Consider the following 15,809-nt stretch of genomic DNA (forward strand, 5'->3'; position numbering starts at 1 on the left):
GATCTATTTCAGTTAGCTATTACAGTAAGCGATGCAGGCCAGCCTACGTCGCCGCAGCGTGGGTAGCATCGTCAAATAAGTGCGCGCATGATAACCCGAAGGAGGGCTTTTTTGCAGGAGAACATTATGATCGTTGCCTCGGATAATCACGAGCGATTCAACGAAACCTCAAGCCCCACGTGGCAACAGCAGCTTTCCAACGCCGTTCGCGACCCGCATGAGCTTTGCAAGCGGCTTGGGCTAAAGAGCGAATGGCTCTCTGGCGCACATACCGGGCATACGCTGTTTGAAACCTGCGTGCCCGAGGCCTATTTGTCACGCATCGCTTACGGCGATACGTCCGACCCGCTGCTGCGCCAAGTGCTGCCCGTCAGCGACGAAGCGCTCACGCCTGGTGGTTACGTGCTTGACCCTCTTGAAGAGGCCGATCATCGCCCTGCCAAAGGGTTGATTCACAAATACGCCGGCCGGGTGCTATTAATCGCAAGCCCAAACTGCGCAATTAACTGCCGCTACTGTTTTCGTCGCCACTTTCCCTACAGCGATAATTCACCTTCCCGCGCCCAGTGGCAAGATGCGCTTGATTACCTGCGTCGCAGCCCCACCATTCATGAAGCCATTCTTTCCGGCGGCGACCCGCTGGCTGCCAACGACCGTCAGCTAGCCTGGCTAGTCGGCGAGCTGGAAAAAATCCCTCATCTTAAGCGGCTGCGCATTCACACACGCTTACCCGTGGTGATTCCTGATCGTATCGATAATGCGCTACTTGCCTGGCTGGGCAATACCCGGCTGCAAAAAGTCGTGGTACTGCATATCAATCATGCCAACGAGATAGATCAAGCAGTCGTTGAGGCCTGCACCCGGTTAAAAGAAGCCGGCGCCACACTGCTTAATCAAAGCGTACTACTGCGCGGCGTTAACGACGAGGTAGGCACACTCACCGTCCTTTCAGAGCGGCTTTTTGAAGCAGGCATCCTGCCCTACTACCTGCATGTATTAGACCCGGTGCAGGGCGCTGCTCATTTTGATGTACCGGATGATGAAGCGCGTGCGCTCATCACCCAGCTGCGTGAGCACTTACCCGGTTTTCTGATGCCCAGGTTAGTGCGCGAAGTACCTGGGGAGGCGAGTAAAACGCCGCTGTGAGGGGTATGCTTAAAGAGAGGCGCCCGCACAGACCGTCAGCGTCTGCCCAGTGATGGAGCATGCCGACTCACTGAGTAAAAACGCAACGCTTGCGGCGATTTCTTCGGGCTCGATAAAACGGCCCATAGGAGGGAGCTTGGGCGCCACACCTACCCGATTGGGATCTTCAAGCATGGGAGTACGCGTTGCTCCTGGGGCAACCAAGTTGACGGTGGTATTTTTGGCTACCAACTCCATTGCCCAAGAACGTATCAGCCCCTGCTGAGCCGCTTTCGAGGCGGCATAAGCACTTTTGCCCAGAGCGCCCTGCTGGGTTCGGCTTCCAATCAGGATAATGCGCTTTAAAGGAGCATGTTCAGCAAGGAGCTTTTTAACCAATAACGCTGGAGCATCGACGTGAAGCCGCCACATTTCTTGTGCCTGCGCCTGTTCATACGCCTGAATATCTCCGATATGCATGACCCCAGCAGCGTGCACAAAAGCATCAAATACGGATAAATCAAGTTCAAGTGCACTAGTTGCAAGCGCGCCCAAGTCGGCGCTGACCCAGCTAAACCGTTCACTTTCGATTGGCGGTGGACGCCTTGAAAGCCCCGTCACGTCCAACCCTTGATCAATCAAGCGCTGACAGATCGCCAGACCAATGCCCGAGCTGCACCCTGTCACTAATATATGCATTGAGTAACTTCCTAAATTTTGACTGTACGGCTAGACGTTGACCACTTCGAGAGTGACGGCACGACTACGCTTAAACACTTCAAGCTTGTCATTTCCGGCCTGATCATCGGTAATAAGCGTCCAGTGGCTTAACATAGGCGTCCAGTGTTGTTGTCGTGCGTTACCCAACTTACTGGAGTCAGCGAGCACTACCACTTTCAGAGCGCGTCGGATCATCATCTCTTTTAAATAAGCCTGCTCAGCGCTGGCTTCACACAGCCCCAAGTCAGCCACTACACCATCAGCACTTACAAAAAGTTTATCTACCGATAAGCGCTCAAGCGCTGCCTGAGCCGTCACGCCGTAGGTCGTCATACTGGCGGCGCGCAAATCCCCGCCTAGAAACGTCACCTTACAATCCCTGATAGCCGCCAGCGCGGGCAGCGCAGCCATGTTGTTGGTAAAAACATGGAGCCTGCGGCGCTGGCCTAGAAGCTTGGCAAGTGCGGTGGTGGTAGACCCGCCGTCGAGCAGCAGCGTATCGCCATCCTCGATATGTTCGAGGGCCGCGCGCGCCAGCTGGACCTTGATGTCGCCCCGCTCATGCTGGCGCTGAACCAGCGAGAGTTCCGGCTCACGCTTGCCCACTACCGCGGCGGCACCGCCATAGGTGCGCACGATGTATCCCTCGTCAGCGAGCGACGACAAGTCTCGCCGAACGGTCGCCTCAGAGATTTTAAAACGCTCACAGAGCGTCTCCACATCGGTCATTCCGTTGTGGACTGCTTCCAGCATGGCGCTGCGGCGCTTGGCGACTTTCATTGAGACTCCTTAAGGCAGAGCGCTTTTACGATGAGAAGGACACACCGTGTCGCTTAGCGACGATATCGGAAAGCTCAGGTACAAAGCTTTCTCCGGCACCTTCTTCCAGTGCGCTTGCGTATAAATCTTTAATGGCATGAGCGACTCCCGCTTGAACGTTCAAGGCATCCGCCAGGTTGGCTACGTAGCGGATATCCTTGCCAGCATTAGCCAGCGAAAAACGGTGGGCGTCGCGGTCGCGCTCCAGCACGTACTGGAAGAACGTCTGATAAAAACCACTATCCATTCGACTACCGCGTATAACGCTGTCAAATACTGCAGGAGTTACGCCCGCTTTGGCGCCGATGGTAAGCGCCTCAGAATAAATCGCACCGTAGCCCATGGCCAAAAATTGATTGAGCAGTTTCATGGTATGGCCAGCGCCTGCTGGGCCTACGTGCAGGATTTTACCCGCCCAGCACTCCAGCACCGGGCGCACGGCTTCAAGCGTGGCATCGTCAGTACCGACGATAGCCTGTAGCTCGCCTGATTCCGCTTGGGTCGGTGTACCGCCCAAGGCAGCATCCATGAAAGTGACGCCCTTAGCGGCGAGCGTTTCGTTTAAGCGGCGCGTCAGAGTAGGGTCGGACGTTGAACAGTCCACAATGACAAGCCCTTCGTGAGCGCCCAACGCCAACCCCTGCTCACCTTCAACAATCGCTTCGACCTGCGGAGCGCCGGGTACACAAATAAACACAATATCCGAGCACTCTGCCAGCGCCTTGGGAGAGTCCACCGACTGAGCCCCCTGTTTCAGTAGCGGCGCGATGCTTTCCTCTCGCGGATCAAAAACGGACATTGAGTAGCCGCCTTGCATGATATTACGAGCAATGTTGGCACCCATCAGGCCCAAGCCGATAAAGCCGATACGTTTCATTATGCGTTCTCCTTGACAGTGGTTGATGTAGCGGGTTTTTCACGACGATTGGCGAGGTCAACGGCTTGCTTAAGCGCCTCAAGCAGACTGCGTTCGTCAGCCACGCCTTTCCCAGCAATATCAAACGCCGTGCCATGATCCACTGAGGTACGAATAACGGGCAATCCCACGGTCACATTAACGCCGGCCTCAAGCCCCATCACCTTAACGGGGCCATGCCCTTGGTCGTGGTACATCGCCACCACTACGTCAAAGTCACCTCTGCCAGCGCGGAAAAACAGCGTATCGGCAGGAAGCGGGCCTTGAACATCCCACCCACGCGCGGTGAGTTCTTCGATCGCAGGTACAATTTTCTCTTCTTCTTCGCCATAACCGAACAGACCGTTCTCACCAGCGTGAGGGTTAATACCACAAACGCCGATACGTGGGTTATCGATACCCGCGCGGGCAAGCGTTTCATGGGCACGCTCGATAGTACGCTTGACTAGCCCCGGCTCGATACGGTGAATAGCGTCTAGCAGACCGATATGGGTGGTGACATGAATGACGCGAAGATTGGGCGCCACCAGCATCATCGAAACCTCGTCGATGCCGGTCAGGTGCGCCAGCATCTCCGTATGTCCTGGAAAGAGGTGTCCGCCAGCGTGTAGCGCCTCTTTATTTAGCGGTGCTGTACAGATGGCATCAAGATCGCCCTTATGCGTCAGCTCAACGGTATGCGCAATGAACTGATAAGCCGCATCACCGGCAACTGGGGATACCTGTCCGTACGGTAAATCTTCAGGGATCAGTCCAAGATCAATGCAGTCCACTGTGCCTGGCGTAAATTTCGCCGCACTAACATCATCAATCACATTCAGGGTCAACTGGCTGCCAACAATCTGCCCCGCTTTTTTCAAACGACCCGCGTCGCCGATAACGAGTGGTCGGCAGGTGGTGTATACGCTCTCATGGGCAAGAGCCTTCATGATGACTTCAGGGCCGACGCCTGCGGCATCCCCCATGGTGATACCTACAACAGGAAGGTAGCTCATTGGTATATTACTCCGAAGTAACTAGGTGCAGAACCTGGCAAGGCTCAACAGCGACATGAACTGGAAGGACGTTTATCGACCAGCGTGCGCCAAGCCTCATAAAGCGTCGTCTCGCCACCAAAGGCGCCCGCTTTGGTCACTACCGGCATGCCTTGGCCGCTAACCGAGAGCGCAACACCCGGTTCAAGCTCATCAACGAGACGCAGATGATTGATACCGGCCGCGCTAAGCAAGGCTTTAGCTGTTTCGCCGCCCGTCGCGACGAGCGCCCCAAGTAGGCTTATATGGTTGCCCAAGTGGCTAGCTAGACGTTGCGACAGCGCATAACCGTCAATGGAAGGGTCCGGGGCTTGCTGAGTCAGACTTACGAGTACGTTGTGTCCTGCCTCAAGCGCTTGTTGCGCTCTTTTCAGCGCAAAAGGCGCACCCTGGAAGGTCAGTAGATCGGCGATATCCACTTGGAAGTGTTCAAGCGCTTTGCCACTTTTTGTTAACAGATAGTCAACCTGGCGATGTGAAACGGACGACATGCTCCCCACCACCATCAAAACCGGCCCTTCTATCGTGACGGGGGGCAGTAAAGCCGCACCTGCGTCACGACCAAGATAGGGGCAGAGCGCTTTTGAAAGCCCTGCCGAGCCTACCCAGAAGATGCGATCAAGGATATGCGTTGCTTCAGCGAGACGCTCAAGATCTGCGTCACTTTCGGCGTCGCACACCACGGCCTCTATCTGATTTTGCTGATGTTTTAAAAGCCACTGACTTAGCACGTCCGTAGATGACTCGCGCAGCGTGGCAAGCGATAAGTGAGCGACGTTAATATCCGCCTCGACCAGCATATCGCTCAGTGAAGCCTTGCCGCTCCGCCCCTCATTGCCCCACACCGGTGTCTCTTCGACAGGCGTATGGTCAATGAACTGTCGTGCGTCTCGAGTAAAGCGCTTCATCGTGGGCATGGCCGGTGCTACCACCGCCATTCCCGCCTCAGGAATCAGCGCGGCAACTTCCTGAGCCCAGTTGCCACGAAGTGTTGAATCGATTTTTTTATAAAGACGAAGGCCTGGCTGACGCACTGCGCGCCAAGCCTCAACATTCAGCTTAGCTGCCTCGGTTGCGTCCAAATGGCGAGAATCCGTATCGAAAACCAACACCTGCGCATCTACGTTATTTTGCAGGGAAAGCTCAATAACCGTCGCTGAACCGCTCCTGGCGTAGCTCACCGCGCAGTCAGCAGCACCTGACAGATCATCCGCCAGAATAATAAGCCGCGCCTTGTCCGATAAAGACATTGATGGCCTCTCAACCATTAGCGATAAACCTGCATCAATTCATCAAGCTGCTGGCGCTGTTGATCGCTTAGCGGTAGTGCGGGAGCGCGTGTAGGGCCTGCTGGCATGCCCATCAACTCGGCTGCTGCTTTCAATACCACCGGCATGGTCGCCATACCGAAGGCGGTGCGCAGCACGCGAAGTTTTTCCTGTGCTTCACGAGCTGTTTCCATGTCGCCTGCCTGGAAGGCGTTATAGATGGTCATCACGACATCGGGTACTGCGTTGGTGGTAGCCGCTACCGCGCCATCGGCACCCGCCAGTAGGCCCCAAAGGATGAGTGAGTCGGTACCCGTAAAAACAGCAAAATCGTCGCGCTTCAAACCAATCAGTTGCGTCAACCGGTCAAAATCGCCGCCGCTGTCTTTAATGCCTTGCACCATGGGCAGGTGCGAAAGCTCGGCCACAGTATCAATGGTAATCGTGCCGCCAGTTTTAGCGGGAATGTTGTAAAGCATAAAGGGGAGCGATGCTTGCTCAGCAATCGCCGAATAATGAACGACAAGCTCACGCTGGGAAACCGCGTTAAAATAAGGAGTAATGATCGAACATGCATCAACCCCAACTTGCTCCATTCTGGCGTTCATATCGATCACGCCTTGGGTGGTAAACGCACCGGTCCCCGCAATAACTGGCACTCTCCCATGAGCCTGATCAACGACTATTCGCGCAACGTTCAGCTTTTCGTCGTCACTTAACGCGAAGAACTCACCGTTAGTGCCCAGCGCGAAAAGCCCATGGACGCCCTTATCAATCAAGGTATCGACCAATGTACGCAGTGCGGCTTCATCTACCGCCTGACGATCGTTCATTGGAGTAATTAAAGCGGGAATAATCCCTTTGAATAGCGTCATGAGCCTGATGTCCTTGAATCCATTTTCGATTGAATCAATCACAAAAATGATTGATTCGAGAAAATATCGCAAGCAGTTCACGCAATATAAATTGACTGAAACAATCAATTTCACCCTAAACTCATATAAATAATAAAAATTTAATGAAGATAACTTTAGTATATGCGACAAAAGTGCAAATGCACAAACTGACCAATTCAATCATTTTGTATGCATTGGAGCGCTAGCGCGATAGAAGATATTTATTGCTTGCGACCTTCTGCATCACGCCCTTAATCACAATGCACTGCACAATAAAAAATCGGAGAGTCACATGACGGTACGTAAATCACTCGGAGCACTTCTCGCCACTTCGCTACTCGTTCCTGTGACGGCTTTTGCCGATTACCCGGAACGCTCAATTGAACTGATCGTTCCGTTTGGCCAGGGGGGCGGCAATGACCTGGTGGGTCGCGCTTTCTCTCAATCCCTGGCCGAGTACTCAGGCGTGGATGTTCTGCCGGTCAACCGCACAGGCGGAAGCGGCGCGGTGGGTTTTCATGCCGCTTCATCGGCTCGCCCTGATGGTTACACTATTGCCATGATCAACAGTTCGCTGGTCGGCAACCCTCACATCATCAACGGCTTTCCAGCCAGCATTGATGACTTCACGCCGATCTGCCTGCTTTCCGCCGAGCCGGTAGGCATTGCCGTCAGCGCTAGCAGCGACATCGAAACCCTTGAGGACTGGGTATCTATCGCCCAGGAAGATCCCGACCGTCTTGCGCTGGGCTACACCTCCATTGGCGAGCTGATCGCACTCTCGGCAGGCAATGTTACCGACACCGACCCCACGCTCATTCCCTATTCTGGCTCGGGCGACTCGATTACCGCCGTTATTGGTGGCCATGTGGATGGCGCGGTGGTCTCCGATGCAGAAGCCTACTCACAAGTTCAGGCCGACCAGCTTCGCATGCTGACCTTCTTCAGCGACGAGCGCTCCAAGAGCCTGCCTGACGTTCCTACCTCTGCCGAGGAGGGCTACCCACTGGACATCGGCCTTTTCCGAGCCATCGGCGCACCGGCCGGCCTGCCTGAAGACGTTGAGAGCTACTTGGTCGATGCCTGCACGCAGATCGCTCAGGATGAAGCATTCGTTGAACGGATGAACCGTATCGGCTTTAACGTTCAGCTACGCAACGGTGATGACTTCAAGGCGTGGCTCACACGCCAAAACGAAGCGTTTGCCTCCGCCGCTGGCCTGTTGGAGCAGTAAACCACGACCCATAAGCAGGAGCATTCAGGCCCGACCTGAATGCTCCTGCACTTCGTAGGGATAGCGCTTAGATGAACTATCAGATCCTTAAATACCGGGTGAAAACCATAGAGTTTTGGACACTACTCCTGCTGTTATTAGCGGGAAGTTATTTTCTTGCCCAAGCCCTGGGCATGCCGTTTGAAATGCGCCGCACTATCGGTCCCGGTTTTATTCCCACCATCGTGCTGGTTGGTCTTCTCAGTTGTACGCTCGTAGCACTCGTGCGATTCCTGACCAATCCACACCATAAGATCTTTATTAATTTTCCCGAAGGCTCTGAAGACGACACTACCTTCAAGACGCTGACAGAGTCGCTCAACACGCAAGATGGTCACCGTTTTGACCTTTCGAGCCATGCGGGGCTGGGTAGTTTTTCAGCGCTGAGTGTTATCAAGCGAAGCCACCCCGATACTTCAGTTCTCGCCGCCTCTTCACGGGCAACCCAGGTCAATGCTGAACTGGCTGCACAAGAGCAATTGAGGGGTTTTACGCCACTGACCCTGCTCTACTTCGATGCCTTCGTTCTGGCGGTACGCGTCGGTACTACTACCGCCAACAAGACGCCTGGACAACTCAAGATAGGTTACGACAGTCTGCTTGATGACACCGTCTTTCTGGAAACGCTGCGACAGCATCCAGAACTTTCGGGGCCTTTTGACAAGCAGTGGCAGCCGATGGAGCTTGAGGCACTGCGCGTGGCGCTAGCCGAAGGTAAGGTAGACGGCGTTCTCGCCGCTCGCTCCGAGCTGGAGGAGTCCTTAGAGGCCAATGAACTCACGGTGCTAGAAGCGTTTGATGGAAAAACACCCGGTAACAGCGGGCTAATCTATGGCGAATGGGCAGCGCTTTTCGTACCGAATGATCAAGCAAGCGAGACCCGCCAGCAAAACTCCCAGCGCTTTGAAGAGGCATTTAATGCGCCGGCCTTTACCGCTCAGCTTCAGCACGTTCAGGTGCCCTGGCACTCCAGTAGTTCAGAGGACGCACAGACGCTTCTAGGTGCACTGGCAGATCAGGGTACCCAGGGTGTCGCGGTAAAGGCCCAGCCTGCCCGTGGCCGCGCCTATGCCATCCCTATTACGCTGTTGGCCATTGCGCTCTTTCCATTTCTGATGAATATCGTGGGCTTTATTCTCACCTCCATTCTGGTCACCTCGCTGATCATGGCGCTACTGCGTGCCGAACTGAGTGTCACTGGGCTGATCAAGATCGGGATCATCAACGTGGTGATCGCGGTAAGCACTTATATGGTTTTCTATCACGTCTTCAGTATTCCCCTCCCCTTAGGATTGATCTGGTAAGGAGCCCGGCATGTTTGAGCTATTGATACAAGGGTTTGCATCCCTTCTGGATCCCATCCTTCTGCTGCTGCTGGTCGGGGCGGTCGCCATTGGCATTGTAGTAGGCGCCATGCCGGGGATATCTCCCTCGCTTGGGGTGGCGATTGCCAGCCCATTAACGTTCGTATTCGACCCCTTCACCGGTATCAGTTGCCTGTTAGGTATCTATATCGGCGCCGTTTTTGGTGGCTCGATTCCTGCCACGGTGATCGGTATTCCCGGTTCAGCGATGGCAGTCACCACAGTATTTGACGGCTACCCGATGGGTCGCAAGGGGCAAGCGGGACTGGCGTTGGGGCTCAGTACCATATCGTCATTCATCGGCGGCGTGCTTGCTTCGCTGATACTGATCGTCCTCGCCTATCCGATCTCGCAGTTCGCACTTTCGTTGGGCCCGCGCGAGTATTGCGCCATTGCCGTGCTGGCATTGATGGCCGTCGCCTCACTCTCTGGCGGGTCGTTCCTGAAGGGAGCTATTGCCTGTCTGCTCGGGCTTTTTCTGGCCACTGTCGGGCTTGATGAAATCAACGGACAGCCCCGCTTTACGATGGGCATGCCCTACCTGATGGGTGGCATCCCGTTCATTGCGGTGATTATCGGTTTATTCGCGATTCCGGAAATCATGCAGCGCTTCGAGCGTATTTCTCATCGCACTCAGCCTATCGTACAGGTATCCAAAGTCTTGCCCTCTTGGCCGTTACTGAGACGGCTGATTCCCGCTCAGCTTCGTTCAACCGGCATCGGCACTATTGTAGGGGCAATACCCGGCGCTGGCGCTGATGTGGCCTCACTTATCTCCTATAGTCAGGGGCGTAACCTTTCCAAATACCGGGAACGTTTCGGCTCGGGCGAACCCGAGGGTATTGCCTGCTCTGAAACCGCCAACAGCGCCTCGGGCGTGGGTGCCCTAATCCCTCTCTTGACCCTTGGCCTGCCCGGAGGTGCCGTCACCGCAGTGATCATCGGCAGCTTCATGATTCACGGTCTACAACCTGGCCCGCTATTAATGCGAGACCATGCGCCACTGGTTTATCAGTTTTTTGCCACCACCGTCATCGTCAATTTTATCGTGCTGCTGATCGGCCTTCCAGGCGCCAAGCTTTTCTCTCGGGCGCTTCAGGTGAAAGAGAGCATTCTTTTACCGATCATTTTGCTGATATGCATCATCGGCGCTTACGCGCTCCGCAATAACCCGTGGGACATTCTGGTCATGCTGGGCGTCGGTGTCTTTGGCTACTACATGGCAAAGGCCGGTATTCCGCGTGCACCTATCGTCATCGGTATGACGTTGGGTCCGATCATTGAAAACGAAATCGCTCGAGGGCTTTTGATCACTCGCGGCAACTATCTGGACTTCATCACCCCTATCAGTGCTGTGATCTGGGCCATAGCGTTATTACCTCTTTATTTACCGCTGCTGCGCTACGTGTTTCGACGCATCAGACTTCGCCCGCGTGTCGCAACCAGCACTCCTGAATAACGATTTTGAGGATGAACATGAACGAATTCACTTTCTTCCCCCCAGCTGGTCAACTGCACACTGCAGCGATTGATGGCGGAAGACGAGAAGCGTACTTGCCTACTCCCTGCCTGCAAAATCACGCTTCGTTTCTACATGAACTCGATAATGGTGATCTCCTATGCGCCTGGTTTGGTGGAACACAGGAAGGCGTGCCGGATATCTCCATCTTCGTGGCAAGGCTCGCAAAAGGTGAGCTAGAGTGGTCAGAGCCCCACAAACTCTCTGACGATGCTACCCGTTCTGAGCAGAATCCCGTACTCTTCACCGCCCCCGACGGTGCGCTGTGGCTGATTTATACTGCACAGTTATCCGGTCATCAGAACACGGCCATCGTACGTCGCCGACGCTCATACGATGGCGGTAAGACGTGGAGCGTGACAGAAGATTTATTCAAAACGCCAGGCATCTTTATTCGCCAGCCCCCTGTGTTCACTAAAGATGGAAGCTGGGTGCTCCCGGTATTCCTGTGCCGCGTTGCCGAAGGCGAGCGCTGGACCGGGAACGATGATATCAGCGCCGTCATGGTCTCTAAGGATGCTGGCAATACTTGGCAACAGCAGGACGTTCCCGAAAGCGTTGGCTGTGTACACATGAACATTCAGCCACTAAAAGATGGCTCGTTCATCGCGCTTTATCGCAGCCGCTGGGCGGATTGCATCTACCTGAGCCGTTCGCAAGATGCCGTTAACTGGAGCGCACCAGAGGCAACCGAGCTGCCTAACAACAACTCGTCTATCCAGTTCACCTGCCTGGACAATGGCCACCTTGCACTGGTGTATAACCATCGCCGAGCCTCTCCTAACGCCGAACGGCGCGCCTCGCTTTACGACGATATTGAAGACGCCGAGGATCACGGCGAGTTAGTAGATCAAGCCAGCAACGCTGGAAAGTCAGCCTTCTGGGGTGCACCGCGCGCGCCCATGACGCTTGCGGTCTCAACCGATGGCGGGCACAGCTGGCCAATTCGTCGCGACCTGGAAATCGGTGACGGCTACTGCATGACCAATAACTCGACAGAAAAGAAAAACCGTGAGTACTCCTATCCCACGATCATTCAGGGCCAAGAGGGCGACCTGCATATTGCCTTCACATACTTTCGCCAACGTATCAAGTACGTTCGCGTGAGTGAGGAGTGGGTCAGCAAATAAACGAACTCAAGTCCAATGATACTGAAAGCCTCGCCTGATATAGAGAGCTGTCAAGGGCGAGGCAAACAAGGCGACGTTACCGCTTTTTTTCCGTCACTTACCATCTCCACTTCTTGGAAAACATGGCATGGAGACCATGAAATGGTGGCATATCTATAACATCCTCTATCAACAAGCCACGCATCTACCAGCACCCTCAACCAGATGCATCCCCTCTCGTCTCCTCGCAACCGTCTCGTACATAAACCTTCTGTTAGCGCCACCTCAATTACCGGTGTCTGCTACGCTTAAACAAACAATTAGGTAAACATTGGAACAAATCTATTCATCACAGGAGTGATAACGCAATGTCGCGATTACAAAGACGCCGTACGGGCGCAGGAGTACTGCTTTTAGCCGCTTTAGCAGGTGTTTTTATTTCTGCTTACGCTTATATAACACCGTTGACCGGCGTAACCGGCACGCTGGGCGCATTGGTGGCTATTCTGGCCTGCGTTGTGCTCATTGCCGCGGCACTGGTGCTCTTCAAACTTAACGCCAGCGGCGGCCTCATCGCGCTTCGTACGCTTATTATTATTGGGCTGGCCGGGACATTTTTCGCCGCTATGCTTTTACACCAGTGGTGGCTGGGCGTCGCCATGGTTATAGGCCTGATCGGGCTGATGGTTGATATAACAAGCTCCCCCTCTAAACCCACTCGGACCTGAGGCGCTCTATGCCTGCTCATTATGTAAATACCCAACGCCAATGTGGGCGTTCATCCTCTCGTTTCACTGGCAACCTGCTTTTAGCTCTACTGTTCACACCGTTACCGCTATTGGCGCAAGCGCTGCCATCCGAGCATAGCGAACCTTTAAACGAGACAAATAGCCGCCAGGCAACTCCGCTAGTACCCGAAGAAGCCATTTGGGATAGCTTTCACGGGCAGCTTAATGCGCAAAAATATAGCCCCCTGAATCAGATCAATGTAGACAACGTGGGTAATTTAGAAAAAGCGTGGGAGTTTCATACCGGCGATGTCTCCGATGGCTCTGGCGATATTCCTCCCACGGTTTGGTCAGCAACCCCGGTATTTGCCAACGATACGCTCTATATAGGCACGCCGTTTTATCGCGTATTTGCCCTGGACCCCGCCACCGGCGAGCAGCGCTGGATGTTTGATACCGAATCCTCTCTTGAAGCCTTGACCCAGCCAGCGCTTAAAAGCCGCGGGGTAGCCTACTGGGAAGCGGACGAGCCTTCTGACAATGCCTGCGATAAAATTATCTACTTCGGCACCATGGATGCTCAGCTTTTCGCACTCGATGCCGATAGCGGTGAACCCTGTGAAGACTTTGCTGATAACGGCGTTTTGAACGTTAACCAGTGGAATAATATTCCCGAAGATTGGCCGTTATCGCTCTTGCAACCGCCCACCGTCGTAGGTGACCGGCTTATCCTGGGCTGGGCGGGTAAAGATTGGGCAACCAGTGAAGCCCCTTCGGGTACCGTTTTCTCGATTAATGCGCGCACAGGCGAGCTTGAGTGGGCCTTTGAAGCGCTATCTGAAGAGGTGCGTGAACGCAGCGGTACTGCCAATGTTTGGACTCACATGGCAGCCGATGAAGAACTTGGGCTTGTATACTTGCCCATCTCTTCGCCCTCGCCCAACTTTTGGGGCGGTAATCGCACCGAGGAAGTGCCGCTGGCCACGTCCACGACCGCACTGGATATTGAAACCGGAGACGTCGTATGGTCACGCCAGTGGGTACATCACGACCTATGGGACTACGACATTAACGCCGCACCTACCCTAATGGATATTACGGTCGATGGTGAAGAGATACCGGCGTTAATGCAGGCCACCAAAATGGGTTTTCTCTTCGTGGTTAATCGTGAAACCGGCGAAGACGTATGGCCGATTGAAGAGCGCGAGGTACCTAGTGGTGATGGCACGGTAGAGGGCGAAGTCTACTCTCCCACACAGCCATTTCCCACCAAACCCGCCCCGCTTCTTGACCAGTCAGAGAAACCCAACATCTGGGCGCTGGCCGATGCGGTGAGCTTTGGCCAGTGTTCCGCCCTTTGGGATGATCTTTGGTACGAAGGCATGTACACCCCACCCACCCCCCAGGGTGAAGGAACACTTGCCTACCCGGACAGTGCCGGTGGCGTGCAGTGGGGCGGCGTGGCCTTTGACCCGGTTAACCAAACGGCCGTCGTCAATACGTCACATATTGTGCAGTACGTGAAGCTATTTAATCGTGAAGACTTTGAAGAAGCCGACAGTGGCTCAGGTAATGAAAGCGGGTACTCTCCCCAGGAGGGCGCGCCCTACGGCATGCGCTTGGAAGTAGCACTTAACTGGCTTGGCATGCCCTGCTGGGAACCGCCCTTTGGCGAGTTGGTGGCGCTGGATATGACCACTGGCGATGTGAAGTGGCGCCGCCCGGTGGGCGCTTCACAGCAGTATGGTTTTTTCATGCCTGAGCGCTGGGGCTCACCGACCATTGGCGGCCCGGCAATCACGGCAGGAGGGCTTATATTTATCGGCGCATCAATAGACGCCAAGCTTCGCGCTTACTCGCTTGAAACCGGCGAGCAGCTTTGGTCTGACCAGGCGGAAGCGCCCGCAGTCGCCAATCCTGCCGTTTACGAGTACGAGGGCCGACAATATGTGGCGTTCGTAGCCGGGGGCAATACGATTGTCAAAGATCAGGTAGGCGACCAACTGGTGGTCTATGCCCTACCGGAGTAACCGTACCTTGTAAACACCATAACCCAAAGGGGCGACCCGTGTTTTGCAACACGGGCCGCCCCTTTATCTATTCCTACCATGTTCGAAGAAGCCGTATCCGCTACCGCATGGTGCGTGCCTGCCTTCTATTGAGGCGAGTTTGTATCACGCTTTGTCAATGCCGATTCCATCCGGTCCAATTGAGCACGCAGTTCTCGAACATCGCTACGTAATCCCTGTATTTCAGCTTCTTCCCCTTCGCCATTGTCCAGCGCCATCTGGGCGCTCTCTTTTTGCATGACGTCCAGCACAATGCCGATCATCATATTGAGAAAGATAAAGGCGTTGAGGAATATGAACGTTAAGAAGTAGATCCAGGCATAGGGAAAGTGTTCCATCGTCGGGTACAGAACGGCGGTGGCCCAGCTTTCAAACGTTGCTACCTGGAAAAGCGTTAGCATGGCCAGTGCAATATTGCCCCATAGCTGCTCATCGACGGTGTGGAACAAGAAGCTGCCGATTGCGGCATAAATGTAGAAAATGATAAACATCAAAAGCACCACGTATCCCATACGCGGTATGGATTTGATCAGCGCCGACAGCAGCATTTGAAGCTCAGGAATCATTGACACCAGGCGCAGCACGCGGAAGATGCGCAGCAAGCGCGCCAGCAATACCATTTCCGACTCGTCCATGGGGATTAGACTGGCGGTAACAATCAGAAAATCAAAGACATTCCAGCCTTTCTTAAAGAAATCCCGCAGTCTGGGCTCTGCCGCCATACGGATCAGAATTTCGACCAGAAAAAACACCGTCACCGCCATATCCAGAACGCCGAGCCACTGCTCAAACCGGCTCACCTCATCGTAGGTGCGTGCGCCAATTACCAGCGCCGATATCACAATGATGGCAATCACAAACGTCTCAAAAAACTTATTGCTACGCAGCTTTTCAAAGCGTGCCTGCCAGGTACTAAAGGAAGTGCTCATTGCTGTAAAGTTCTCGCAAGCATAGAAAATTCAAAAAATA

General features: G+C 54.3%; 14 protein-coding genes. 7 read left to right on the plus strand and 7 right to left on the minus strand.

Features of this window, described 5'->3' with window-relative positions; all coding sequences use genetic code 11:
- Nucleotides 1–126 precede the first annotated feature (126 nt).
- Complete coding sequence (gene epmB / locus ACT3RU_RS05085) at nt 127–1,146, plus strand: EF-P beta-lysylation protein EpmB (RefSeq protein ID WP_483392536.1); 1,020 nt, start codon at nt 127–129, stop codon at nt 1,144–1,146.
- Between the two features lie 9 nt (nt 1,147–1,155).
- On the opposite strand, the gene ACT3RU_RS05090 is transcribed toward epmB, so the two are convergent.
- From ACT3RU_RS05090 to dapA, 6 genes are read right to left on the minus strand one after another with little or no spacing between them, the layout of a single operon-like run.
- Nucleotides 1,156–1,824 carry an SDR family NAD(P)-dependent oxidoreductase gene (locus tag ACT3RU_RS05090; RefSeq protein WP_483392537.1) on the minus strand — a complete coding sequence of 223 codons (669 nt, stop codon included), beginning with the start codon at nt 1,822–1,824 and terminating at the stop codon, nt 1,156–1,158.
- Between the two features lie 30 nt (nt 1,825–1,854).
- Nucleotides 1,855–2,625 carry a DeoR/GlpR family DNA-binding transcription regulator gene (locus ACT3RU_RS05095; RefSeq protein ID WP_483392538.1) on the minus strand — a complete coding sequence of 257 codons (771 nt, stop codon included), beginning with the start codon at nt 2,623–2,625 and terminating at the stop codon, nt 1,855–1,857.
- Between the two features lie 25 nt (nt 2,626–2,650).
- The gene (locus ACT3RU_RS05100; RefSeq protein WP_483392539.1) at nt 2,651–3,541 is read right to left on the minus strand and encodes an NAD(P)-dependent oxidoreductase; all 891 of its coding nucleotides are present in this window, start codon (nt 3,539–3,541) and stop codon (nt 2,651–2,653) included.
- Nucleotides 3,541–4,575 carry a 4-hydroxythreonine-4-phosphate dehydrogenase PdxA gene (gene pdxA / locus ACT3RU_RS05105; protein WP_217883869.1) on the minus strand — a complete coding sequence of 345 codons (1,035 nt, stop codon included), beginning with the start codon at nt 4,573–4,575 and terminating at the stop codon, nt 3,541–3,543. Before pdxA ends, ACT3RU_RS05100 begins: the two co-directional genes overlap by 1 nt.
- A 44-nt stretch (nt 4,576–4,619) precedes the next feature.
- The gene (locus ACT3RU_RS05110) at nt 4,620–5,864 is read right to left on the minus strand and encodes a four-carbon acid sugar kinase family protein (RefSeq protein WP_483392540.1); all 1,245 of its coding nucleotides are present in this window, start codon (nt 5,862–5,864) and stop codon (nt 4,620–4,622) included.
- A gap of 17 nt (nt 5,865–5,881) precedes the next feature.
- Complete coding sequence (dapA, locus tag ACT3RU_RS05115; RefSeq protein WP_087109517.1) at nt 5,882–6,757, minus strand: 4-hydroxy-tetrahydrodipicolinate synthase; 876 nt, start codon at nt 6,755–6,757, stop codon at nt 5,882–5,884.
- Nucleotides 6,758–7,070: 313 nt separating this feature from the next.
- Between dapA and ACT3RU_RS05120 the strand changes: the two genes are divergently transcribed.
- From ACT3RU_RS05120 to ACT3RU_RS05145, 6 genes are all read left to right on the plus strand, one after another.
- Complete coding sequence (locus tag ACT3RU_RS05120; RefSeq protein ID WP_483392541.1) at nt 7,071–8,012, plus strand: Bug family tripartite tricarboxylate transporter substrate binding protein; 942 nt, start codon at nt 7,071–7,073, stop codon at nt 8,010–8,012.
- Between the two features lie 71 nt (nt 8,013–8,083).
- Nucleotides 8,084–9,355: a tripartite tricarboxylate transporter TctB family protein gene (locus ACT3RU_RS05125; RefSeq protein ID WP_483392542.1), complete on the plus strand. Its 1,272-nt coding sequence runs from the start codon at nt 8,084–8,086 to the stop codon at nt 9,353–9,355.
- A gap of 10 nt (nt 9,356–9,365) precedes the next feature.
- Complete coding sequence (locus ACT3RU_RS05130) at nt 9,366–10,874, plus strand: tripartite tricarboxylate transporter permease (protein ID WP_483392543.1); 1,509 nt, start codon at nt 9,366–9,368, stop codon at nt 10,872–10,874.
- A 17-nt stretch (nt 10,875–10,891) separates the two neighbouring features.
- Nucleotides 10,892–12,064, plus strand: a complete 1,173-nt coding sequence (locus tag ACT3RU_RS05135; protein ID WP_483392544.1) for a sialidase family protein — start codon at nt 10,892–10,894, stop codon at nt 12,062–12,064.
- Between the two features lie 347 nt (nt 12,065–12,411).
- Nucleotides 12,412–12,771, plus strand: a complete 360-nt coding sequence (locus ACT3RU_RS05140) for a hypothetical protein (protein ID WP_483392545.1) — start codon at nt 12,412–12,414, stop codon at nt 12,769–12,771.
- 8 nt (nt 12,772–12,779) lie between these two features.
- Nucleotides 12,780–14,801, plus strand: a complete 2,022-nt coding sequence (locus ACT3RU_RS05145; protein ID WP_483392546.1) for a pyrroloquinoline quinone-dependent dehydrogenase — start codon at nt 12,780–12,782, stop codon at nt 14,799–14,801.
- Between the two features lie 125 nt (nt 14,802–14,926).
- On the opposite strand, the gene ACT3RU_RS05150 is transcribed toward ACT3RU_RS05145, so the two are convergent.
- Complete coding sequence (locus ACT3RU_RS05150; RefSeq protein ID WP_483392547.1) at nt 14,927–15,769, minus strand: ion transporter; 843 nt, start codon at nt 15,767–15,769, stop codon at nt 14,927–14,929.
- Nucleotides 15,770–15,809 lie beyond the last annotated feature (40 nt).

Origin of the sequence: Halomonas sp. TP35 (genome assembly GCF_052375975.1) — a bacterium.
GTDB lineage: Bacteria > Pseudomonadota > Gammaproteobacteria > Pseudomonadales > Halomonadaceae > Vreelandella > Vreelandella citrativorans.

Coding starts and splice junctions, on each gene's coding strand:
- ACT3RU_RS05100 (WP_483392539.1), bottom strand. CDS start 3,541: ATGAAACGTATCGGCTTTATCGGCTTGGGCCTGATGGGTGCCAACATT.
- ACT3RU_RS05110 (WP_483392540.1), bottom strand. CDS start 5,864: ATGTCTTTATCGGACAAGGCGCGGCTTATTATTCTGGCGGATGATCTG.
- ACT3RU_RS05140 (WP_483392545.1), top strand. CDS start 12,412: ATGTCGCGATTACAAAGACGCCGTACGGGCGCAGGAGTACTGCTTTTA.
- ACT3RU_RS05095 (WP_483392538.1), bottom strand. CDS start 2,625: ATGAAAGTCGCCAAGCGCCGCAGCGCCATGCTGGAAGCAGTCCACAAC.
- ACT3RU_RS05150 (WP_483392547.1), bottom strand. CDS start 15,769: ATGAGCACTTCCTTTAGTACCTGGCAGGCACGCTTTGAAAAGCTGCGT.
- dapA (WP_087109517.1), bottom strand. CDS start 6,757: ATGACGCTATTCAAAGGGATTATTCCCGCTTTAATTACTCCAATGAAC.
- ACT3RU_RS05130 (WP_483392543.1), top strand. CDS start 9,366: ATGTTTGAGCTATTGATACAAGGGTTTGCATCCCTTCTGGATCCCATC.
- ACT3RU_RS05090 (WP_483392537.1), bottom strand. CDS start 1,824: ATGCATATATTAGTGACAGGGTGCAGCTCGGGCATTGGTCTGGCGATC.
- epmB (WP_483392536.1), top strand. CDS start 127: ATGATCGTTGCCTCGGATAATCACGAGCGATTCAACGAAACCTCAAGC.
- ACT3RU_RS05135 (WP_483392544.1), top strand. CDS start 10,892: ATGAACGAATTCACTTTCTTCCCCCCAGCTGGTCAACTGCACACTGCA.
- ACT3RU_RS05125 (WP_483392542.1), top strand. CDS start 8,084: ATGAACTATCAGATCCTTAAATACCGGGTGAAAACCATAGAGTTTTGG.
- ACT3RU_RS05145 (WP_483392546.1), top strand. CDS start 12,780: ATGCCTGCTCATTATGTAAATACCCAACGCCAATGTGGGCGTTCATCC.
- ACT3RU_RS05120 (WP_483392541.1), top strand. CDS start 7,071: ATGACGGTACGTAAATCACTCGGAGCACTTCTCGCCACTTCGCTACTC.
- pdxA (WP_217883869.1), bottom strand. CDS start 4,575: ATGAGCTACCTTCCTGTTGTAGGTATCACCATGGGGGATGCCGCAGGC.